The sequence below is a fragment of the Alteromonas sp. ABH4_456 genome (genome assembly GCF_056160645.1).
Map to the genome: position 1 here is coordinate 231,535 of NZ_JBSWXO010000004.1, position 22,443 is coordinate 253,977.

16 protein-coding genes and 3 tRNA genes are annotated in these 22,443 nt (G+C 48.8%); 13 read left to right on the forward strand and 6 right to left on the reverse strand.

The genetic code is table 11. The features are described from left to right. Nucleotides 1-4: 4 nt before the first annotated feature. A complete protein-coding gene (locus ACXAG2_RS08525) occupies nt 5-895 on the reverse strand; it encodes a LysR family transcriptional regulator (protein ID WP_474844681.1) in 891 nt (296 codons plus the stop codon). Nucleotides 896-1,005: 110 nt separating this feature from the next. Further along, on the reverse strand, nt 1,006-1,959 hold the full coding sequence (locus ACXAG2_RS08530; protein ID WP_119500596.1) for a hydrogen peroxide-inducible genes activator: 954 nt from the start codon (nt 1,957-1,959) through the stop codon (nt 1,006-1,008). A 149-nt stretch (nt 1,960-2,108) separates the two neighbouring features. Here ACXAG2_RS08530 and ACXAG2_RS08535 point away from each other — a divergent pair, with 149 nt between their 5' ends. The 4 genes from ACXAG2_RS08535 to ACXAG2_RS08550 all read left to right on the forward strand — a co-directional run bounded on the left by ACXAG2_RS08535 (nt 2,109) and on the right by ACXAG2_RS08550 (nt 6,855). Then, nucleotides 2,109-2,756, forward strand: a complete 648-nt coding sequence (locus tag ACXAG2_RS08535) for a carbonic anhydrase (RefSeq protein WP_303574352.1) — start codon at nt 2,109-2,111, stop codon at nt 2,754-2,756. Nucleotides 2,757-2,765: 9 nt separating this feature from the next. Next, nucleotides 2,766-4,307, forward strand: a complete 1,542-nt coding sequence (locus ACXAG2_RS08540; RefSeq protein ID WP_474865988.1) for a SulP family inorganic anion transporter — start codon at nt 2,766-2,768, stop codon at nt 4,305-4,307. A 241-nt stretch (nt 4,308-4,548) separates the two neighbouring features. Further along, nucleotides 4,549-5,208 (forward strand): carbonic anhydrase, encoded by a 660-nt coding sequence (locus tag ACXAG2_RS08545; protein ID WP_474865991.1) that lies wholly within the window; start codon nt 4,549-4,551, stop codon nt 5,206-5,208. 3 nt (nt 5,209-5,211) lie between these two features. Next, complete coding sequence (locus ACXAG2_RS08550; protein WP_474865994.1) at nt 5,212-6,855, forward strand: SulP family inorganic anion transporter; 1,644 nt, start codon at nt 5,212-5,214, stop codon at nt 6,853-6,855. 109 nt (nt 6,856-6,964) lie between these two features. Here the strand turns inward: ACXAG2_RS08550 and ACXAG2_RS08555 are convergent, their stop codons facing one another. The 4 genes from ACXAG2_RS08555 to ACXAG2_RS08570 form a co-directional block, all read right to left on the reverse strand. Next, on the reverse strand, nt 6,965-9,673 hold the full coding sequence (locus tag ACXAG2_RS08555; RefSeq protein WP_474865996.1) for a TonB-dependent receptor: 2,709 nt from the start codon (nt 9,671-9,673) through the stop codon (nt 6,965-6,967). Between the two features lie 233 nt (nt 9,674-9,906). Further along, nucleotides 9,907-11,271, reverse strand: a complete 1,365-nt coding sequence (locus tag ACXAG2_RS08560; protein WP_474865998.1) for a glycoside hydrolase family 28 protein — start codon at nt 11,269-11,271, stop codon at nt 9,907-9,909. Nucleotides 11,272-11,494: 223 nt separating this feature from the next. Further along, nucleotides 11,495-13,573: a M13 family metallopeptidase gene (locus tag ACXAG2_RS08565; RefSeq protein WP_474866000.1), complete on the reverse strand. Its 2,079-nt coding sequence runs from the start codon at nt 13,571-13,573 to the stop codon at nt 11,495-11,497. Then, nucleotides 13,563-14,786 carry a GNAT family N-acetyltransferase gene (locus ACXAG2_RS08570; RefSeq protein ID WP_474866002.1) on the reverse strand — a complete coding sequence of 408 codons (1,224 nt, stop codon included), beginning with the start codon at nt 14,784-14,786 and terminating at the stop codon, nt 13,563-13,565. The genes ACXAG2_RS08565 and ACXAG2_RS08570 overlap by 11 nt, the downstream gene beginning before the upstream one ends. Nucleotides 14,787-14,915: 129 nt before the next feature. On the opposite strand from ACXAG2_RS08570, the gene ACXAG2_RS08575 reads away from it, so the two are divergent. The 9 genes from ACXAG2_RS08575 to ACXAG2_RS08615 all read left to right on the forward strand — a co-directional run bounded on the left by ACXAG2_RS08575 (nt 14,916) and on the right by ACXAG2_RS08615 (nt 22,425). After that, nucleotides 14,916-15,365, forward strand: coding sequence for a regulatory protein RecX (locus ACXAG2_RS08575; protein WP_474866004.1), 450 nt, complete (start codon nt 14,916-14,918; stop codon nt 15,363-15,365). Between the two features lie 179 nt (nt 15,366-15,544). Next, nucleotides 15,545-18,142: an alanine--tRNA ligase gene (gene alaS / locus ACXAG2_RS08580; RefSeq protein ID WP_474866006.1), complete on the forward strand. Its 2,598-nt coding sequence runs from the start codon at nt 15,545-15,547 to the stop codon at nt 18,140-18,142. A gap of 136 nt (nt 18,143-18,278) precedes the next feature. Continuing rightward, the gene (gene csrA / locus ACXAG2_RS08585) at nt 18,279-18,476 is read left to right on the forward strand and encodes a carbon storage regulator CsrA (RefSeq protein ID WP_119500605.1); all 198 of its coding nucleotides are present in this window, start codon (nt 18,279-18,281) and stop codon (nt 18,474-18,476) included. A gap of 162 nt (nt 18,477-18,638) precedes the next feature. Next, nucleotides 18,639-18,729, forward strand: a tRNA-Ser gene (locus ACXAG2_RS08590). A gap of 43 nt (nt 18,730-18,772) precedes the next feature. Continuing rightward, nucleotides 18,773-18,849: transfer RNA gene (locus ACXAG2_RS08595), tRNA-Arg, on the forward strand. 49 nt (nt 18,850-18,898) lie between these two features. After that, nucleotides 18,899-18,975: transfer RNA gene (locus ACXAG2_RS08600), tRNA-Arg, on the forward strand. Nucleotides 18,976-19,228: 253 nt separating this feature from the next. Next, nucleotides 19,229-19,489 (forward strand): OadG family protein, encoded by a 261-nt coding sequence (locus ACXAG2_RS08605; protein WP_474844690.1) that lies wholly within the window; start codon nt 19,229-19,231, stop codon nt 19,487-19,489. An 18-nt stretch (nt 19,490-19,507) separates the two neighbouring features. Next, nucleotides 19,508-21,295 (forward strand): sodium-extruding oxaloacetate decarboxylase subunit alpha, encoded by a 1,788-nt coding sequence (gene oadA, locus ACXAG2_RS08610; protein ID WP_474866008.1) that lies wholly within the window; start codon nt 19,508-19,510, stop codon nt 21,293-21,295. Beyond that, nucleotides 21,295-22,425 (forward strand): sodium ion-translocating decarboxylase subunit beta, encoded by a 1,131-nt coding sequence (locus ACXAG2_RS08615; protein WP_474866011.1) that lies wholly within the window; start codon nt 21,295-21,297, stop codon nt 22,423-22,425. The genes oadA and ACXAG2_RS08615 overlap by 1 nt, the downstream gene beginning before the upstream one ends. The last annotated feature ends 18 nt before the right edge of the window (nt 22,426-22,443 follow it).

The window sequence follows — 22,443 nt, forward strand, 5'->3', positions numbered from 1 at the left end:
CTGCTCAGGGCGTACCTAACGCTCTGGCGAGTCCGATAAAGGCTCTGATAAACGGTGCATCAGCATCACTCTTTCTGAACCCCATGTGCAGTGACTTGGCGATACCGTTTTTTCCCGGCCTGACAGTTGTAAGGTTTAAGCTGCCGTCCTGCTCTTCAATCAGCCATTTAGGCAGTGCACCGATGCCCCGGCCGGCACTGATCATTTGCAACATGATTTCAGTGGTTTCAATGGTTTTGTGCTTTTTCACTGTACAGCCCGCAGGCGTCAGAAAGTGTGAAAAGATGTCCAGTCTGGAAGGCTCTACCGGATAGGTCAGTAAGGTTTCTTCTGCCAGCGCTTGTGGCGGTACCCATTCACTGGCTGCCAGTCTGTGGTCGCGGCTCATTACCAGCACCTGCTCATAGCCGAATACCGGCTCGTATTGCAGAGAGGGCAGGTGAAGAGGGTCAGGTGTTAAAAGCAGATCAATATCATAGCCGTGCAGCGCCTGCAGGCCGCCGAACGTAAACTTTTGACGTACGTCTACATCTACCCCCGGGTAATCCGCCAGAAACGGTTTGACGACCTTCAGGAGCCATTGATAGCAGGGATGGCATTCCATTCCGATGCGCAGCACGCCTTGTTTACCCGAGGCGATCTGACGCAGCTGCTCTTCTGTGTGCTCAAACTGGGGTAACAGCCGGTGGGCAAGATTAAGTACTGCATTGCCCGCATCTGTCAGTCGCAGTCGTCTGCCATCTTTTTCCCATAGCGGCGCACCGCTGTGCTGTTCCAGCTTTTTCATACTATGACTCAGTGCAGACTGGGTCAGATGCAGATGTCCGGCGGCTTCTGTGAGCGTGCCGTAGTCATGAATGGCAGCAATAATTTTGAGGTGTTGACGATCTAACATAGCGGGAATGAGCAAATTTCACTGGTTTTGCTAAATGTATCACTTAAATTCATAGATTGTGAAAGGCAGCGGTGAAGCTGCCACAATATCCGGCTAATGGTTTACCTTGCTCAGGACGGGGAAATATCAGTGACAGACACCGCTGTGGCCAGCCGGTCGCTGATCACACTTCGCATCAGACTCGCCAGTTCTCTGAACGTAGCGCGGGCAGGGGAGGTGTTCCGCCATGCCAGCATGTGCTGACGTACTACCGGCATATCAGCGAGTTCACACACATGAAGGGCTTCCGGGTTATGCAACTCAGAATGAACATAGAGTCCGGGCATAAAAGCCATTCCCATGCCCATAACCACCATCTGCCGCAAGGTATCAAGGCTCGTCCCCTCATAGTCGCGGTCCACATTCGCGCCCAGTTGAGTACAAATTTCCTGTACCTGATAGTGAAAGTGATGCCGGTCTTCCAGTGCCATAATTTTCTGGCCCCTAATTTCTTCCGGTTCAATAAATTGCCTGCCGGACATCGGGTGGTCCGCAGGCAATACAAATTTCAGCGGTTCTATAAACAAAGGCTGAACCTGAATTTGAGAGTCACGGTTCGACATGGGAGACAAAGTGATGTCAAATTCGCCGGTCAGCAGGCCTTGCAGCAACTGTTTGGGTGCTGCTTCGCGGACATAGAATTTCAGCCCGGGACGCAGACGATGAATGTCCGGCAAAATATGGGGCAGCAGGTAAGGGCCCAGCGTCGGCGGGATCCCCAACCGGTAGGTTGTGGATTCGCCCTGGGCAAGTGATCGTGCCATCTCACCGAACTGCATCGTCGACTGAAGCACAGCTTCTGCGTATTCAAGTAACGACTTCCCCTGTGCTGATAACAGCGTGCCTGATCGGGAACGTTCGAATAAAATCAGACCCAATGTGTTTTCCAGCGCACTGATCTGGCTGGTTAAAGTGGGCTGACTGATCCCTAAAATATTTGCCGCCCTGCGAAAATTGAGGTGTTTTGCGACGGTGACGAAGTACCTGATCTGGTTCAACGATGGGGTTTTGCCGTTGAATAACATGGTGTAGTCCTGCTAACTCGATTAAAATCCGCTGTCTCTGATAGCTCATGTCTATCTCCATTTACTCTATAATTCTATAAAGCTATCAGTCAATCTTAATAGTATCTGAATGTAGCAGTATTTTATTCAATTTAATTTAGGAGTATTAAATGGACCACGTAATCTCTGGCGTAGCTAAATTCCAGCGTGATGTTTATCCTGAGAAAAAGGAAACTTTCCAAAAATTAGCTAACGGTCAGAATCCGGAAGTGTTGTTCATCACTTGTGCCGATTCCCGTATCGATCCTAACCTGGTTACCCAAACAGACCCGGGTGAACTGTTTATCTGCCGTAATGCCGGCAACATTGTACCTCCACACAGCAATCAAACCGGTGGCATGACTGCTTCTATCGAATTTGCTGTTGCTGCCCTGGGCGTAACGCACATTGTTGTATGCGGTCACACAGACTGTGGCGCAATGAAAGGTGCACTGGCGCCTGAGAAACTGGACAGCCTGCCACATGTTAAAGAATGGCTGGGTCACTGCCGTTGTGCCACTGAAGTTGTGAAAGAAAAGCACGGCGAACTGACTGCCGATCAGCTTGGCGAAGTAACCAAAGAAAACGTGTTACAGCAGTTACAACACTTACGTACTCACCCTGCTGTTGCTGCGAAGCTGGCTACGAAAGCCGTTCAGCTTCACGGTTGGGTTTACGACATTGAAACCGGCATGATCCATTGTTATGACCCGAAAACGGAAACGTTTAAGGAAATGGAACAGGCCTATGCTGAGCGCACTCTGGTAGCAGGCGCATAAGGATAGCCTATGAAACTTGATTTATCGTTCAAAGAAATTAAAAGCGACTTACCTGCCAGTATTGTCGTTTTCTTTGTAGCTCTGCCGTTGTGCCTGGGTATCGCCCTGGCATCCGGCGCACCGTTATTTTCCGGCGTAATCGCCGGAATCATCGGTGGTATTATCGTAGGTCTGGCCAGTGGTTCTCGCCTTGGTGTGAGTGGTCCGGCGGCGGGTCTTGCTGTTATCGTTTTTGATGCCATCGGTACCCTGGGAAGCTGGGAGTTATTCCTTTGTGCTGTGGTTCTGGCGGGTGTGTTCCAGTTAATTCTGGGCTTCATGCGTGCCGGATTTGTCGCGTACTTTTTCCCGACGTCAGTTATCACAGGTATGCTTGCCGGTATCGGTTTGCTTATCGTGCTTAAACAATTGCCATACCTGTTCGGCTGGCACTCTGATTTTCTGGGCGAAGAAGCTTTTAATCAGGTTAACGGTGAGAATACGTTCTCTGCTATTGAGCACGCGGTTTCTATGATGTCTCCGGCTGCTATTGCCATTTCGGCAGTGTCTCTTGCGCTGCTGGTGATTTGGGATAAGTACCTTACAAAGGCACATAAAATTTTCCAGCTGATTCAGGGACCGATTGTCGTTGTGTTACTGGGTATCGTAGCTTCAATCATGCTGGCTCAGGCTGGTATGCCTCTGCAGGCTGATCAACTGGTAAGTTTACCGGTTATCGACAGCTTCGAGGCGTTCAAGGCAGAAATGGCGTTTCCGGCCTTTTCAGAGATGCTGAACATTGATGTTTTCACCATTGCGCTGGTTATGGCGGCGGTTGCCAGTATCGAGACACTGCTTTGTGTTGAAGCGACTGATAAACTGGACCCGCAGAAAAATACCACACCCACAAACCGCGAACTGAAAGCGCAGGGTATCGGTAACATCGTGTCTGGTCTGGTTGGTGGTCTGCCAATCACTCAGGTAATTGTACGCAGTTCTGCGAACATTGCGTTTGGTGGTAAAACGAAAGTTTCAGCCATTCTGCACGGTGTGTTTCTGTTGATTGCTGTATTTGCCGCTGCGTCTATGCTGAATCAGATCCCGCTGGCTTCTCTGGCAGCCATTCTGATTACTGTGGGTTACAAGCTGGCTAAGCCTGCTATGTTCAAAGTCATGTACAAAACGGGTTGGGAGCAGTTCCTGCCGTTTATCATTACCATTGGCGTAATGTTGTTCACAGATTTGCTGACCGGTGTTGTTGTTGGTCTGGGTGTGAGTGTTTTCTTTACGCTTAAACACAGCTACCGCAACTCGTACCAGTTCACTGAAACAGTGAACGAAGACGAAGGTGGCAGCAAAACGCACCACATTGTTATGGCCGAAGAAGTGTCTTTCTTCAACAAACCAAGCATTCTGAAAAAGCTGAACTCTATTCCCGGTAACTCAAAAGTTGTACTGGATTTCTCCAAGAGTAAATCTGTAGCCTTTGACGTAAAAGAGCTGGTGAAAGACTATCTTAATCAGGCTGACAGTAAAAATATCACAGTTGAAACGATTCAGTTTCAACACTAGGTAACTTACCTTTCCCAACCTGCCGGTACTTCCGTACCGGCCTTTTAAAAAGGGGCGGCAATTTGGCCCCTTTGCTTTACCTCCGCTAAATGCGATATCGTTCATCTGACTGCATAATTGATACTTATCTCATACTGATAGTTTTTATCTATCGCGAGATGCGGTGTTTTTCTATGAAGCTATCAGTTAAAACTTTCTTTAGAAAACAATGATAACAATATGTTAATATGAGGTAATTATCATGGATCATGTCATTTCCGGCGTTGCCAAGTTTCAAAAAGAAGTCTTTCCGAAAAACAAAGAAGTTTTTCAGAAACTGGCAAACGGCCAAAATCCTGAAGTCCTGTTCATCACCTGCGCTGATTCGAGAATCGATCCCAACCTCGTGACTCAAACCGGCCCGGGTGACCTCTTTATCTGCCGTAACGCGGGCAACATTGTGCCGCCGCATTCAAATCATACTGGTGGTATGACAGCGTCGATCGAGTTTGCCGTGGCGGCTCTGGGCGTAAGCCATATCATCATTTGCGGGCACTCAGACTGCGGTGCAATGAAAGGCGCACTGGCACCTGAAAAGTTAGACGCCCTGCCGCATGTAAAAGACTGGTTGAGTCACTGTCGCTGTGCCACAGAAGTGGTGAAAGAAAAACACGGAAAGCTGACAGCTGATTACCTTGATGAAGTCACTAAAGAAAACGTGTTACAACAAATACAGCACATCAGAACCCATCCTGCCGTTGCAGCTAAAATTGCCACTAAGCAGGTGCAATTGCATGGCTGGGTGTACGACATAGAGTCAGGCAATGTACTTTGCTATGACGAAAAAGCTGAAGAATTCAGACTGTTACAAGAGGTTTACGGCGGTAAGCCTTTCGGTAAGAAAGACAGCAAGGGAGAATAACCCATGAAAGGCTTATTTAATAATGTACGTGGTGATCTTACCGGCGGGTTAACGGCAGGTATTGTTGCTCTACCTCTCGCGCTGGCGCTAGGTGTTGCGTCGGGCGTAGGTCCGATGGCGGGTTTATACGGTGCGATTGCCGTTGGCTTCTTTGCAGCTTTGCTGGGTGGTACACCTTCGCAAATTTCCGGTCCGACAGGTCCGATGGTTGTGGTTCTGGCTGGTCTGTTTGCATCTCTGTCGGGAGACTTAGGCCTCATATTTACCGCTGTTATGCTTGCCGGTTTGTTGCAAATCATAATGGGCTTCACCGGGGTTGGTCAGTATATCCGGCTTGTGCCTTACCCGGTCATTTCCGGTTTTATGTCAGGCATCGGTGCGATCATCATCATCCTGCAACTGGGACGGTTAATGGGCCATGAGCCTCCGGGCGGTACAATGGGCGCATTAATCTATCTGCCTACCGCTCTTGCTGATATCGATTTTGTGACCCTGGGTTTGGGATTGGGCACGCTTATTATTGCCTATAAGTGGCCTGCCAAACTTGGCAAAATTGTACCCGGCGCGCTGGCTGCCCTTATCATCGGCACACTGGTGAGTTTGTCTCTGGAAACCCCGGTATTAGGTGACATTCCTACAGGATTGCCTGAGTTGCACATGCCGGTATTCGACCAGTCTAAGGCGCTGCTGGTGTTCGAGGCTGCCTTCATTCTGGCCATTCTGGGTGCTATCGACTCATTATTGACTTCGCTGGTCGCTGATAACATGACCCGTACCCGTCACGACAGTAATAAAGAACTGATCGGGCAGGGTGTGGGTAACACGATTGCCGGTTTGATTGGTGGTATTGCCGGTGCCGGTGCAACCATGCGTACTGTGGTGAATATCCGCAGCGGTGGTAAAGACCGTTTATCAGGCATGGTTCACGCACTTGTGTTACTGGCTATTGTGCTGGGTCTGAGCCCTCTTGCGGCTAAGATCCCTCATGCTGTTCTGGCTGGCATTCTGGTGAAGGTAGGTCTTGATATTATTGACTGGAGTTACCTGAAGCGTGCCCATACCGGCCCTCGCTGGGACTTCGCGCTGATGCTGCTGGTACTGGGCCTGACTGTATTTGTCGATTTGATTACGGCAGTGGGTGTGGGTGTTGTTCTGGCTGCACTGGCCTATGTTAAGCAGGTTGCACAACTGCAGTTAGATGAAGTGAAGAAAATCCCTGACACACTTCAGGATCCGGAAGAAGATGCGCTGCTCAAGCAGACGAATGGCAAGGTGCAGATCTTCAGTTTCGGCGGTCCTCTGAGCTTTGGCGCTGCCGCAGACTTAGGGCATCATGTCCGCGAAAAAGTTAAAGGCGGTTCGAGTGCTCTGATCCTCGATTTCAGTCGTGTACCTGCCATGGATGTTTCCGCTGCCATGGCCGTTGAGACCATTACTTCTGATGCAAAGGCAGCTGGCCGTCAGGTACTGATGTGCGGTGCTGTTGAAGCGGTTAACACGGTACTGAATAATATTAATGCGCACCAAAGTGGTGTGACAGTATGTGCAACACGTAAAGAGGCACTGGCGAAAGCTGTTGAAATGGTGAATCAGCCGGGAAAGGCTGAGGGTAGCGGTTCAGCTACCCAACATCTTGCAAGCGTGTAACTGAATTAACTAACGTTCAGTAATACTGAAAAAGGCTTCCCGGGGGGAAGCCTTTTTTAGTTTTAGTCGTAGTCAGACCGAGCCGGATATTTATCCGGCACAGCTGCAATTACATGGTGTATCTGGCCCCCAGGAAAATCTGAGTACCTGTATGGTTGTATTCACGGATAAGGTTTTGTGAACCGTCACCGGTGGTAAACAAACGCTCATATTCATCAGTGAGATTAATGCCTTCGATGGTAAATGTGAGGTTCTCGTTGTAATTGTAATAAGCAGATAAATCAACGTATGTCGGGCCGGTAGTGGCTTCTTCCGCGTTACCGTTACTGCCGCTGTAATCCGTAATGTAGTCATCACGTTTGTTCAGCGACAGCCGGATACCGTAATCTTCGCGCTCATAGTAGAGAGTTGCATTATAGGTATTTTTTGACAGTCCGGTAATTTCACCTGCTGACACACGGGTATAGTTCATCACCGTGCCTAAACCGTCAAACGGAGCCGGCAGAAAACGGAAAGGCTGCTGATAAATAATCTCAAAACCATTCACTGTAGTGCCTTCACCGTTCACTGGTGAGGTATGTGTATACGGCACAGTACGCGGGTCGAGGGCCAGTGCTGGATCGTACTGCGGATCAGAATCAATAAACGGCAGATATACCGCATCAACCAGACGCTCTTCCGTTGCTGAGGTAATAAACGTTTCTATATCTTTATAGAAATAGTTAGCTGCCAGTAAAGACTCTTCCGCAAAGTACCATTCAAGCCCCAAATCAACGTTGTTAGACGTGAATGGATCCAGATACGGGTTACCGGAACTGACAGTACCGTTTACGTAAGAAAATGAAGGATTACCCGGGTTCAGCGAACTGAGGCTCGGACGGGTCATAGTGCGTGATAAACCCAGACGGGCAATGACATCTTCAGTCACCGACAAAGACAGGTTCATCGACGGCAGGAAATTGTCATAGTCGTTCTCAACCGTGACTTCATCCAGCTGAATGTAGCCCGAGGCCGTGGACGTGGTTTTCACATAACGCATACCGAAGTTAGTGCGTAAGCTCATGTCAGCGATATCGTACTCAGAATTAAACTCTAGGTAACCACCCAGTGTTTCTTCGCCAACTTCCCAGCTTTGCTCTGTGCGGGGAGTCCAGGTTTTATCCAGCAGCTGAGACTCGATGGCACCAAAGTCAGCTACAATAAAGCGATTCAATTCTCCGTCAAATCCGTTACCAAAGTCGTCGTAAGGGATGAGTTCTGCAAATCCGACCGCCGAGTCCTGATCAGGGAAGCCGTTAATTTGCTCCTCACTGTAGGCGACGGTGCGGTCGTTCCAGGCCATACCCATTTTGATTTCTACACTGTCATTGGTATAGATAAAGTCGACTTTCGCGGTGTCGTTCTTGCGTTCAACGTCAGTGGCCCGTAACCGGCCATCAGATAAATCGTACAGGCTGGCGTCGGTGATATCGTAACCGTAATCCATTACCGGTACATTGGCATTGCCACTGAAATCAAAACTGAACGTATGGGGTGTCAGGTTCGTCATGTTATAGCGGTACTGTTCAGAACGGGCGTCTGATTTAGCGGTACCGGCCATAGCATTCATTTTCAGTTCATCAGATAAATAGAATTCACCACTCAGTACATACTGGCTGAAGTCGGTTTCTGACAATTGCTGACGACTCTCTACCCGTGATGTCATATTGTCAAAGGTACCGGCAACAACCTGCTTACCGCTTTCATCAACTGTCAGTGACACCGGTGTGATATCACTGAATGTGCTGCGGAACATTTCAAAGTTGTTGTACATGGTACGCTGGTTCTCCAGCGTGGAGTGCAAGGTGTCGAAAGTGATTGTACCTGCATCTCCGACAGCAAATTGTAATGACCCGGTTATGCCCAGACGGTCCTGATTGTTACCGAAGAAATCATAGCGGGGCAGGCGGGGTGTCCATAAACAGTTTACCGGATCGACAGCTTCGCCGTCAGCCTCACAGGGACCGGTATTGATTGTACCGTTGATGGTTGTATTCCCGGTGTCGGTATAAATACCACCACCGTCCCTTACCGGCGTGGTCCAACGGACGGTGCCGAAACCTTCCTGGCGGACGGTACGCTGTGATTTGGCAACGGAAAACAGTGCGCCGATGGTGTCGTCAGCAAAGGTGTTGCTGATCATAAAGACCATACGCGGATCGACTTCTTCCGTAACATCGTTATAGCCGGCCTGACCTGACGCAGCTACGTGAAAGCCCGGATTAGAGAAAGGTTTCGCGGAATACAGGTCGACAGTACCAGCAATACCGCCTTCTTCCGTAGATGCAGACGAGGTTTTCTGAATGTCTACCCGGTTAAATAATTCAGAGGCAAAGACGTTGAAGTCAAAAGCACGGCCACCGTTTACACCACCACCGGAATCGGTTCCGTCGGTACTCGACGGGACTTCCATTCCATTTAACGTGGTACGGGTGAAGTCAGGACCTAAGCCGCGCAGTGTAATCTGGCGACCTTCACCCCCTTCGCGGGAAATTGCCACACCCGGTACCCGTTGCAATGACTCTGCAATATTCAGGTCCGGAAATTTACCAATGTCTTCACTGAGTATGGTTTCTTTTGAAGTCACAGCACTGCGTTTTTCAAACAACGCACGGTTCAGCGCGCCACGAAAGCCGCTGACTTCAATAATTTCATAATCTTCTGCTGTGGTATCTTCAGTTTGTACTTCCTGTGCAAATGCCAGGGAAGAAGTAGAACAGCTCAGCGCAACAATCATCGCGCTGAATACAGGGTTTTTACGGAAACGGTTTTTATTCATGGTGTTCCTCTGCTCAGTTCGTCCTGCATTGTTGTAGGGTGCTTAACAGCGGCACGAAATCAACAATGGGTGTCGTAGGGTATGACAGCCATGTTCACACATATTTATAAATGAAAGTGCATGTGTGAACTGGACAGTGTTAAATTTGCCACCGGTGGCAAACTGGGCATAACGTTACAGACTTGTTAATGATATTGTCAATAAAAATGTGATCGCGATTACAAAATAGTTAACTAATCTTTCACCGCTTCCGCATCCTTCAACGCAGAGAATTTACCGTTCCAGAACTGGTTGCCAATCTGCACATTCTCAAAGTGAATATTTTCTGCGTTTTCCAGGATCAGAGGGATGTCAGCCTTTTTGATACGGATATTCCGGAAGGTCACGTCGTGAACAGGGGCTGCATCCGGAGCATGGATTTCAAGTACGGTGCCCACATTCTCTACGGTCATATCTTCAATGATGATGTCAGTGTAAGTTGCCGGAAAATTACCGTGCAGATTGCTCGGGTAATTGAGCTGGAACCAGAAAAGATGTTTAAACGAGGCGACTTTACTCCCGCGGATCCGTATCATTTCAACACGTCCGCCTCGATATAAGTTGCTTTTGAAACGGTAAGCCGAATCTCCTTCGTGGAGGGTATTATTCTCAAAGAATACCCGTTTGATACCACCGGACATTTCCGACCCCAGACCAATGCCGTCTTCGCCACCAAGATCATTATTTCTTACTACAATATCAGTACTTGGAATACCTATGTTACGGCCATCCGCATCGCGGCCGGACTTGATTACAATGCCGTCATCACCAGTGCGGAAATGATTGTTTTCTGCCAGTACAAACTGGCTGGATTCAATGTCCAGTCCGTCGTTATTGTACAGGTGGCTGTCTACTTTCACCCTGCGAACCGTTGCATGAGAGGTGTATACCAGATGATTAACCCAGAAGGGGGAGTTTTTGGCCGTGTAGTCTTCCAGCAGAACACGTTTGGCATGGAAAAACTGGATAAGCGGGGGGCGAAGAAAATGCCCTTCACCGAATTGCCTTTGTTGCACAGGAACACTGTCAAAACCCATTCTTCTCAGCGCATGCATGTCAGTATTTTGCTTTTCGTACCAGTTGATAAAAGCAGAGTTTGCATTGCCATCTATTGTGCCTTCACCCGTGATAGCCACATCTTCCACATTGGCAGCGTAAATCATTGGTGAGTAAGTAAATACTTCCGTTCCTTCCCAGCGTGTTTTCACAACCGGGAGAAATTCAGAGGGCGTAGCTGAAAAGAGTAGTGTGGCGTTTTTCCCGAGATGCAGATTGATTTTACTTTTCAGGTGCAAAGGCCCGTCAACATGCCAGATACCCTCCGGAATATGAACAATACCACCACCGGCAGCCGCTGCTTTGTCGATAGCTTGCTGAATGGTTTGTCTGGCGGCCTTTCTGATTGAAGGTGAGTCTTCCACAACAAACTGTTTATCCGGAATGTCCGGTAAGCGTATTTGCTGCAAAATTCCGGTCGCAATTCGCCAGTCTTGCTCAGTAGAAGCGCGGGTTGATAGCGGGATCAGAAAACACAGGATCAGGGTAAGGCGGAATATCATGAAAGCTCCGGTATTCCCGAAAGAGTCGTGTTACGACTGCGGGAAGTTAATTGATTTACAATATTTACAATAAGTTAATAATGCTACCGGTGGCATTTGGTGTCAAAGTATTTAATAAAAATTGGTTTCTCAGGTGTGAGGAAGGAGTAATGAAAATAGTTTTTTGGAGCGCATTAGGAGATTATTTTGCTCCCCCGTGCGGAGGAGCATGTTTGTCAGCGTGTTACCAGATTTGAACGCGGTCTTCCGGTGCAAGATACAAGGCATCGCCGGGCTGGACGTCGAAAGCTTTATACCAGATATCCAGATTACGTGGCGCCTGTGTACGGTATCGGGCCGGAGAGTGCGGATCAGAGCGGAGCTGGTTAATCAGGCTTTGCTCAGTGCGTTTCTCACGCCATACCTGTGCCCAGGCGAGGAAGAAGCGTTGATCGCCGGTGAAGCCGTCGATGACAGGGGCTTCTTTGCCATTCAGGCTCAGCTTGTAGGCTTCATAGGCCATTGACAAACCACCCACATCACCAATGTTCTCACCCATGGTCAGACGACCATTTACATGGTTGCCGGGGATTGGCTCATACTGATCATACTGAGCACCCAACTGGTCAACTTTGGCAGTAAAAGAAGCCAGATCTTCTTCAGTCCACCAGTTGCGCTGAATACCTTTGGCGTCTGACTTGGCGCCCTGATCGTCGAAACCGTGTCCCATTTCGTGTCCGATAACAGCGCCGATAGCACCATAGTTCACAGCAGGGTCTGCATTCGGATCGAAGAAAGGAGGCTGAAGAATTGCAGCAGGGAATACAATCTCATTAAATGACGGATTGTAATATGCGTTCACCGTTTGAGGTGTCATGCCCCAGCGTTCGCGGTCAGTCGGCTTAAGTTCTGCTTCCACATCTTTAGCGTTAAAGAATTTGCGCAGGTTACGAATGTTTTGCACCAGCTTATCTGAAGATATCTCCAGACCACTTAAATCTACCCATTCGTCCGGATAGCCGATTTTAGGATGGAAAGCTGCCAGTTTTTCTTTCGCTTCTTTTTTCGTTTCTTCACCCATCCAGTCCAGGTTGTCAATGCGCTTGCCCAGCGCTGCGCGAAGGTTTTCAACCAGTTCAGACATTTGCTCTTTCGAAGACTGGGGGAAGTAACGGTCGACATAAATCTTGCCCAGCGCGAAACCCAGAGACTGCGTACCGGACATTTGTGCAACAGCGCGTTTCCAGCGGGCTTCCGGTTCTTCCTGACCATTCAGCTTTTTGTTATAGAATTCAAAAGATGTCTGATAAATCTCTTCCGGCAGCAGAGAGGCATTTTCACTCAGAGTATGGAAAGTCAGATACGCCTTCCACACAGCAAGATCCGTTTCGTTGATGATGGTAATGACATCTTTAACGGGTTGCGGGGTAGTGATGTTCAGCTCAGGTACTTTTAAGCCACTTTGTGCGAAAAAGGTATCCCAGTTGAAACCCGGATACGCATCGGAAAGAGACGCTCTTTCAATCTGGTTTAATGTCAAATCACGGTCCCGGCGTTTTTCCCGCGGCCATTGAGCATGAGCAATACGGGTTTCCAGGTCCATAATTTGTTGTGCCTGCTGTGCAGCGTCCTGAACACCGGCAAACGATAGCATTTTTTCGATATGAGACAGGTATGCTTCACGAATATCAACAAAGCGTTCCTGATCACTTAAGTAATAGTCCCGGTCAGGCAGACCCAGGCCGCCAACACTGACACTGACCTGATACTCGTTGGGATCAAGACGATTGTACCACATGCTGCCCAGCAGAGGCGTTGCTGTGCCGTACAACCAGGCATTCCCGAACACCTCTGTCAGTGCCTGACGGTTATCAATGGCCTGAATTTTAGACAATACATCTGAAACAGGCTCAATACCTTTCGCATTTATGCCTTCCACATCCATATAAGCGGTGTAGAAATCTTTTACCATCTGTTCTTCAGCTTTCAGATCTTTCCTGGTCATCAGGTCGTCTATGATGGCTTTAACCTGTTCTTCGCTGCGGTCACGCAGGGCATTAAATGCACCGAAGCGGGTTTTATCTGCCGGAAGTTCATAATTTTTATACCAGGTGCCGCTGGCGTAGGAAAAGAAATCGTCGCCGGGTTTTACGGCTTTGTCCATTGCTGTCAGGTCGATGCCGAAGCTGCCCAGTTCTGCACTGCCTTTTTGTACGGCAGACTGTGACTCTGATGATGGGGCTGTGGTGTTTTGTTCCGGCTTGCTGCAGCCGGTTAAACTTAAGGCCGCTGCAATGGTGGCAGCGAGTAATTTATACTTCATTGTCGTTTCTCTTTTTTGTTGTTGCAGCGTCCGGAGTGACCACTGCTGTACTTGTTGTTTTTAGTGTTGTTTGCATCGCTTCATTGAAAGGTAACACAGTGGCTGCCTGTTGAAAGTAACGGGCAATCTGTGGCGTCTCCTGCTGTAAAAATTGTTCTACAGCATGCTGGAAATCTGCATCATACAATTTGTGAAGAGATACACACCAGGTGGGCTCAAAGCCCCGTAAAATCTTGTGTTCGCCCTGTGTGCCGGGGTTGAATAAAGGTATGCCACGCTCAACAGCAAAAGCAATGCCCTGATTGTAACAAGTTTCGAAATGCAGGCCGTCGACCTCTTTCATCGCACCCCAGTAGCGCCCGTAAAGCCCGTTATCTTCATAGAAAAACAGTGCACTGGCTACAGGTTCCTGTTCTTGTGCTGCAATGACCAGCACAACATTTGATGCCATGGTGCTGAAAATCTGGCGGAAAAAAGCCGGAGTCAGATATCCCGTATGGCCGGAGCGTTTTAAATAAGTTTGCTGATAGCAGCGGATGAAAAATTCAATGTGTTCTGAGGTGAGGACATCACCGGTAATTCTTGTCAGCGAAACACCGGCCTGTTCAAGTTTCTCCCGTGACTTACGCAGGGCTTTACGCTTTCTTGATGTCAGTGCAGCGGTAAAATCGCTGAACGTCTGATAGCCATAGTTGTACCACTGGAACTGCACGGAATAACGGCGGGCAAAGCCCTGTTCATACCAGCTTTTGCTGTCGTGGTATGGCGAAAAAAGAATATGGGAAGAAGAGCATCCTTGTTCTGATAATGCCTTCAGAGCAGGCACCGCTACTTGGAGAATGTCCCTTTCTTCATACTCAGGGGATATCAGAAGTCTGTTGCCGGTGACCGGTGTAAAAGGCACTGCACTTATCCACTTGGGATAATAATTCAGCCCGTGCTGATCGTAAGCATGTGCCCAGCCGTGATCAAAAACATATTCCCCGTAACTGTCTTCTTTCAGGTAACCCGGCATCACCGCAACGAGTTTATCACCGTCGCGGACACTCAAATGATAAGGTTGCCAGCCAGTATCAGAACCCACGCAGTGGCATGCTTCCATGGCAGCAAGAAACGGATATTGCAGAAAAGGACCTGCATCCCGTGCAAGTGCCTGCCACTGTGATGAATCAATATCTTTAATCGATGAGATAAAGGATGTGGTATATTTCATTTTTACTTTCGCAGTAAACACGTTTTTAATTCACTGCTTTATCGTGGTTAGTCACTGCATTGTACTGCGACGAACTCTTCCATGAATGCCGGTACGTTTACATTAGAGCTAAATTAAACATTCTTCAACATGACAGACCCTGACCGCAAAATCATTATCGACGCGATTACGCGCATGCTGGCACGACGAGAGCACAGCCATGTGGAGGTACTGACAAAACTGACACAGAAAGGTCTCGACGCCGGTTTGTCGTCGGCTATTTTGCAGGAATTCGCCGACGCTGATATTCAAAGTAATGCCAGATACGCCGAAATGCGTGTCCGCGCCTGTGTATCGAAAGGTCAGGGGCCGGCCAGAATAAAGCGAGAGCTGGCGCAGCATAAACTCGATGACACTACCATCGCCTCTGCGATGAGCGAAGCCGATATTGACTGGTTTGAATTAGCTCTGAAGGTAAAAGAGAAGAAATTTGGCGAAGGGCAGGAGCGGGACTTCAAAGCCAGACAAAAGCAAATGCAGTTTCTTAATTACCGGGGCTTTACTCAGGAACACATCCAGTACGCCGTAAATGGTGACTAAATTAACCTCGAATGCCTTAACAACGGCGCGTGTTCCATGATATGTTTGCGCCCTGCGGGCCGTATGCCCGATTTAGTGACTTGTGCACCACAATTCCAGGCATCTGACGAGCCATTTTATCAGAGTAAATGTGTGCTCCCGATGTTCACCGTTAACAAGAGTAGGAAGTTAGGATTTCAATGACATTATCAACTGCTGACATACGCCAAAAGTTTATCGATTACTTTAAAAGTCACGGCCACCAGGCAGTGGCGAGTTCCTCATTGGTACCTGCAGATGATCCTACGCTCCTGTTCACCAACGCGGGGATGAACCAGTTCAAAGACGTTTTCCTTGGCGCAGAAAAGCGCAGCTACTCCCGTGCAGTGTCTTCACAACGTTGTGTCCGTGCCGGTGGTAAGCACAATGACCTGGAGAACGTTGGCTATACCGCCCGTCATCACACCTTTTTCGAAATGCTGGGTAACTTCAGTTTTGGCGATTACTTCAAAAAAGACGCCATTTCCTTTGCCTGGAATTTCCTGACTGTTGAGCTTGGATTACCAAAAGATAAACTGCTGGTAACCGTTTATTCCGAAGACGATGAAGCCTTTGATTTGTGGGAGAACCACATTGGCGTACCGGCAGAAAAAATCATCCGGATTAACACGTCTGATAACTTCTGGTCGATGGGTGATACCGGACCCTGCGGTCCCTGCTCTGAAATTTTCTATGATCACGGCGAGCACATCTGGGGTGGTCCTCCGGGAACGCCTGAAGAAGACGGTGACCGGTTTATTGAGATCTGGAACCTGGTTTTCATGCAGTTCAATAAGCAGGCAGACGGTACCATGGAGCCGCTGCCTAAGCCTTCTATCGATACCGGTATGGGCCTGGAGCGTATTTCTGCCATTCTTCAGAATGTGCACAGCAACTATGAAATTGACCTGTTCCAGAACCTGATCAAAGCGACTGCTGACATTACCGGCGCTAAAGACCTGGAAGACAAGTCTTTACGTGTTGTGGCTGACCACATCCGTTCGTGCGGTTTCCTGGTATGTGACGGCGTAATGCCGGGCAACGAAGGTCGCGGCTATGTTCTGCGCCGTATCATTCGTCGTGCTGTACGTCACGGCTATCAACTTGGCGCGAAAGACATTTTCTTCTACAAACTGGTAGCGGCCCTGGTGAAGGAAATGGGTGAGTTCTACCCTGAACTGGCTGACCAGCAACCTGTTATTGAGAAAGTATTGCGGGTTGAAGAAGAGCAATTCAGTAAGACTCTTGAACGGGGCATGAACATGCTCAATGACACGTTATCTTCACTGGAAGGCGATACGATTCCCGGTGAAGTGGTGTTCAAACTGTATGACACTTACGGATTCCCGGTTGATCTAACCAACGATGTTGCCCGCGAACACGATGTGAAAATTGACGAAGCCGGTTTTGAAAAGGCCATGGAAGCTCAGCGTGCCCGTGCTCAGAAAGCCAGTAACTTCGGTGCCAATTATAATGACCTGCTGAAAGTTGAACATGAAACAGCATTCACCGGTTATACCGATGTGGAAGGCGAGGCAAACGTTGTCGAACTTATTTATGACAATCAGTTTTGTGAATCGCTCACCGACGGACAGGAAGGTGTTGTGGTATTAGACCAGACGCCCTTTTATGCCGAATCCGGTGGTCAGGCCGGCGACCGTGGTGTGCTTAAAGTGGCTAACGGTGAATTTATTGTTACTGATACCCAGAAAATGGGTAATGCATTCGCGCATAAAGGTAAGGTTGTCGGTGAAATTCGTAAAGGCGAAAAAGCGGCTGCGGCTATCGACAACAGCAATCGTGAAGCCGTGAAGCAAAATCACAGTGCGACGCACTTGCTGCATGCTGCGCTGAGAGAAATCTTAGGTGAGCATGTCACTCAGAAAGGCTCTTTGGTAGAAGCACAACGCCTGCGTTTTGACTTCTCCCATTTTGAAGGCGTGACGGCAGAGCAGTTGCTGACAATTGAAAACCGGGTAAATGAAGAAATTCGCGCTAACCATGCGCTGCAAACTGAATTAATGGAACTGGATGAAGCCAAAGCCTCTGGTGCGATGGCATTGTTCGGTGAGAAGTACGACGAGAAAGTACGCGTTGTCACAATGGGTCCGTTCTCTGTTGAACTTTGCGGTGGTACTCACGTCAAACGTACAGGTGATATTGGTTTATTTAAGATTGTGTCAGAAAGTGGTATCGCATCAGGCGTTCGTCGCATAGAGGCGATAACCGGCGCAACTGCAGTTGAGTTTGTTCAACAACAACAAATTCAATTACAGACCGCAGCCGGATTGCTGAAAACTGACGTATCAGGACTGGTTGACCGTATCGGTGTACTGCAAACGCAAACGAAAGAGCTTGAGAAGGCATTATCAGCGGCGAAGCAAAAACTGGCTTCTCAACAAGGCGCTGACATGCTGGGTCAGGCTATCGAAATTAGCGGTGTGAAAGTGTTAATTTCTGAACTGGAAGGCGTTGAGTCGAAAGCGTTGCGTGGAATGATGGACGATCTTAAAAACCGAATCGGCGAAGGGATCGTAGTACTAGGTATGGCTGATGGTGCGAAAGTCAGTTTGATAGTTGGTGTGACCAAACAGCTTACCGGCAAAGTGAAAGCAGGCGAATTAGTAAACTTTATTGCCTCACAGGTTGGCGGAAAAGGTGGTGGCAGACCAGACATGGCGCAAGCCGGTGGTAGTCAGCCAGAAAATTTGGCAAGTGCATTGGCTTCGGTTAACGCATATTTGTCAGATAAGCTATAATCCAGATTGTAAGGTAATCAGTGAGTTTTTGGAGTGACACAAAAACACGGAATCACTGTCGTTACCGTCGGGTCGTGCCGGCGAGTGACATAAGGTTAAAGGATATTTTCATTTGTAAAGGATCAGGAGCAAGCGAATGCTTATTTTGACTCGTCGTGTAGGTGAAACCCTGATGGTCGGTGATGATGTAACGGTTACCGTATTAGGCGTTAAAGGAAATCAGGTACGAATTGGTGTGAATGCGCCGAAAGAAGTATCAGTGCATCGTGAAGAGATTTACATGCGTATACAGGCTGAGAAAGGCGGGCAGCCGGGTAACAGTGTTACCGAATAATCCCGATAGAAAAAGGCCGGTTGAACCGGCCTTTTTTGACTCTGAGGTATGACAGAGCGGGCTTTTTATCCGATTTGTTTAAAATGGCAGCATACGATTCATTTTATTGAAAAAAGGGTTTGACTCCCTCACGAGTATCAGTAAAATGCGCACCACTGTTACGGAGAGGTGGGTGAGTGGCTGAAACCAGTTCCCTGCTAAGGAACCATACCTATTACTGGTATCGAGGGTTCGAATCCCTCCCTCTCCGCCATTGTTCAAGGTTGGACGTGGTGGCCAACAATAAGTTTTAATGCGCGTGTGTAGCTCAGCTGGATAGAGTACCTGGCTACGAACCAGGCGGTCGGAGGTTCGAATCCTTCCACACGCGCCATCTTATAAAAGCACCACCTTTTACGGTAAAACGTAAAAGTACAGTTAAAGCGTGTGTAGCTCAGCTGGATAGAGTACCTGGCTACGAACCAGGCGGTCGGAGGTTCGAATCCTTCCACACGCGCCATACCGGAAAGCCCACCATCAGGTGGGCTTTTTTCGTTTTAACCTTCCTCTTTGACTTTTCTACCTTGCGATTGCTTAAATATCGCCCACACTGAATGCATAGCACATGTGCAGGTTTGTCCGGTGTTCTGTCTGATTTTCATCGCAAAATGTTGCTTTTGTTGGTGAATATAAGGCCGAAGTCGCATTGTTTCTGCATGTTTAACATGTTACTTATTCTTAATACTCACATCACAATATAAACAGGTTCTGACATGGCATCGGATTCGTTAGTTAGTTTGCTTGGTGAAGCTGCCACATTAATGTTAACCGGCATGGTATTTGTGTTCGCTTTTCTGGCACTGCTCATCGCAGGTGTTAAAGCCATTGCCTGGTACTGCCGGCGTTATCCAGGCAATGAAGACGTCGCTGCACCGGTAAGAACGCCATCAGCACCTGCTCAGTCAGCCGTAAGCGGGCAAACCATAGCTGCCATCACAGCAGCCATTCATCAGCACAGAAACAATCAAAAATAGCATTAAAGAGGATTTTTTATGTCTAAGCCACTGGCACTGACAGAACTTGTATTGCGTGATGCACACCAGTCTTTACTGGCTACCCGCATGCGCCTGGAAGACATGTTACCCATTGCAGGCGAGCTCGATAATGCAGGTTTCTGGTCTGTTGAATCCTGGGGAGGGGCAACGTTTGATGCCTGTATCCGTTATCTGGGGGAGGATCCGTGGGAGCGTATCCGGGCGCTGAAAAAAGCCATGCCGAAAACGCGGCAACAAATGTTGCTGCGTGGGCAGAACTTATTAGGATACCGCCACTATGCTGATGATGTGGTTACCCGGTTTGTTGAACGTGCCCATGAAAACGGTGTAGATGTTTTTCGCATATTTGATGCGATGAACGATGTTCGTAATCTGCAAACGGCAGTTAAGGCTGCTATTGATTGTGGCGCGCATGCTCAGGGTACCATGTCCTATACCATCAGCCCTATGCACACCATCGACGGCTGGCTGGATATGGCTAAAAAATTAGAAGACATGGGTGTGCACTCCATTTGTATCAAAGACATGGCCGGTTTACTTAAACCTTACGAGTGTGAAACGCTGGTTACCCGCCTTAAAGAAACCGTGCAGGTACCTATCACCATGCAGTGTCACGCCACAACCGGCCTGAGTACTGCAACGTATCAGAAGGCCATCGATGCCGGCATTGATATGCTGGATACCGCTATATCTTCAATGAGTATGACATACGGTCACAGCGCCACAGAGACTATCGTGTCGGCCCTGGAAGGCACAGAAAGAGACACTGGCTTGTCGCTTGAGGGGTTAGAAGACATTGCCGCTTACTTCCGCGACGTGAGAAAGAAATACGCCAGTTTTGAAGGCAGCCTCAAAGGTGTGGATGCCCGTATATTGCTGGCGCAAGTACCCGGCGGCATGTTGACGAATATGGAAAGCCAACTGAAAGAGCAAGGCGCAGAAGATAAGTTTGACGAAGTATTGAAAGAAATTCCCCGTGTGCGTGAAGATTTGGGGTTCATTCCTCTGGTCACACCCACCTCGCAGATTGTGGGCACACAGGCGGTGCTGAATGTGCTTACCGGTGAGCGCTATAAAAGTATTTCCAAAGAAACGGCGGGTGTACTGAAAGGCGAATATGGCGCAACTGCTGCGCCGGTGAATGCTGAATTGCAGGCCCGTGTGCTTGATGGTGGTGAGCCGGTTACCTGCCGTCCGGCTGATTTGATCAAGCCGGAAATGGAAAGCCTGACTGACGACCTCGCATCATTGGCCAAAGAAAAAGGCTTCCTGTTGGCGGAAGAGCAAGTTGACGACGTACTCACTTACGCCTTGTTCCCGCAAATCGGTCTGAAGTTCCTGCAAAACCGCGGCAACCCGGATGCCTTTGAACCTGCGCCGGGCAAGGAGCCGGAAGTGGCTACAGCACCTGTTGCTGCTCCAAACGCCGCGGGACAGCCCTCAAGTTACGATGTGAAAGTAGACGGCAAAGTGTATCACGTGGAAGTGGCTGAATCCGGCACGCTGACCAGTGTTACACCGGCCGAAACAGCGCGCGCACCGGCTCAAAGCAGCACAGCCGCACCGGCTGGCGGACAGGCAATCAATGCTCCGTTATCCGGCAATGTGTTCAAAGTTTTAGTATCTGAAGGTGATGCTGTGTCCAACGGGGATGTGGTTATTATTCTTGAAGCGATGAAAATGGAAACCGAAATTCGTTCCGCTTTTGACGGAACAGCTGGCCGTATTCTGGTGAAAGAGGGTGACAGTGTTGCCAGTGGTCAGGCGCTGATAGAGTTAAACTGATGGAAAAATTATCAATTTTATGGGACAGCACTGCGCTGGCGCATTTTCAGGGCGGGCAACTGGTGATGATGGCTGTGGGGTTACTGCTTTTATATCTGGCCATCGTGAAAAAATTCGAGCCGTTATTGCTGTTACCCATCGGTTTCGGCGCGCTGTTAACCAATATTCCGCTGGCTGGCTTCAGTGAACCGGGTGGCCTTTTATATTACATCTATGAAGTGGGTATTCATTCCGGCGTGTTTCCGTTATTAATTTTCATGGGTGTGGGAGCGATGACGGACTTTGGCGCACTGATCGCAAACCCCAGAATGTTGCTGCTGGGCGCGGCGGCTCAATTTGGTATTTTTGCCACATTGTTCGGTGCTATTGCCCTAAATTTTATTCCCGGTTTTGACTTTACGTTAAAAGATGCCAGTGCTATTGCCATCATCGGTGGTGCTGACGGACCCACGGCAATCTTTCTGGCTTCCCGTCTTGCCCCTGATTTGCTGGGGGCAATTGCTGTCGCCGCCTATTCTTACATGGCACTGGTTCCTATTATCCAGCCTCCTATTATGAAGGCACTGACCAGTGAAGATGAGCGGAAAATCGAAATGGCGCAGTTACGCCATGTGTCGCAAAAAGAGAAAATCATATTTCCTCTGGCGGTACTCGTTCTGACCATTTTATTCCTGCCTTCTGCAACACCACTGGTGGGCATGTTCTGTTTCGGTAACCTCATGCGGGAATGCGGCGTGGTAGACCGGCTGTCAAAAACGGCGCAGAATGAACTTATCAATATTGTGACCATTTTTCTCGGCCTGGCTGTGGGGTCTAAATTATCTGCCGATAAATTTTTAACGGTGGAAACGTTAGGGATCCTCGGCTTAGGTGCGATAGCTTTCGCTATCGGTACTGCCGCCGGCGTATTGATGGCAAAACTCATGAATAAAATGAGCGGTGGCGGAATTAATCCGCTTATCGGCGCTGCCGGGGTGAGTGCTGTACCCATGGCGGCGAGAGTGGTCAATAAAGTGGGTTTGCAGAGTAACCCGCACAATTTCCTGTTAATGCATGCCATGGGGCCCAATGTGGCCGGTGTACTGGGGTCTGCCGTCGCAGCGGGTATTCTGCTGGCGTTGGTGGGGTAACTGTCTTTCCGGGCAACG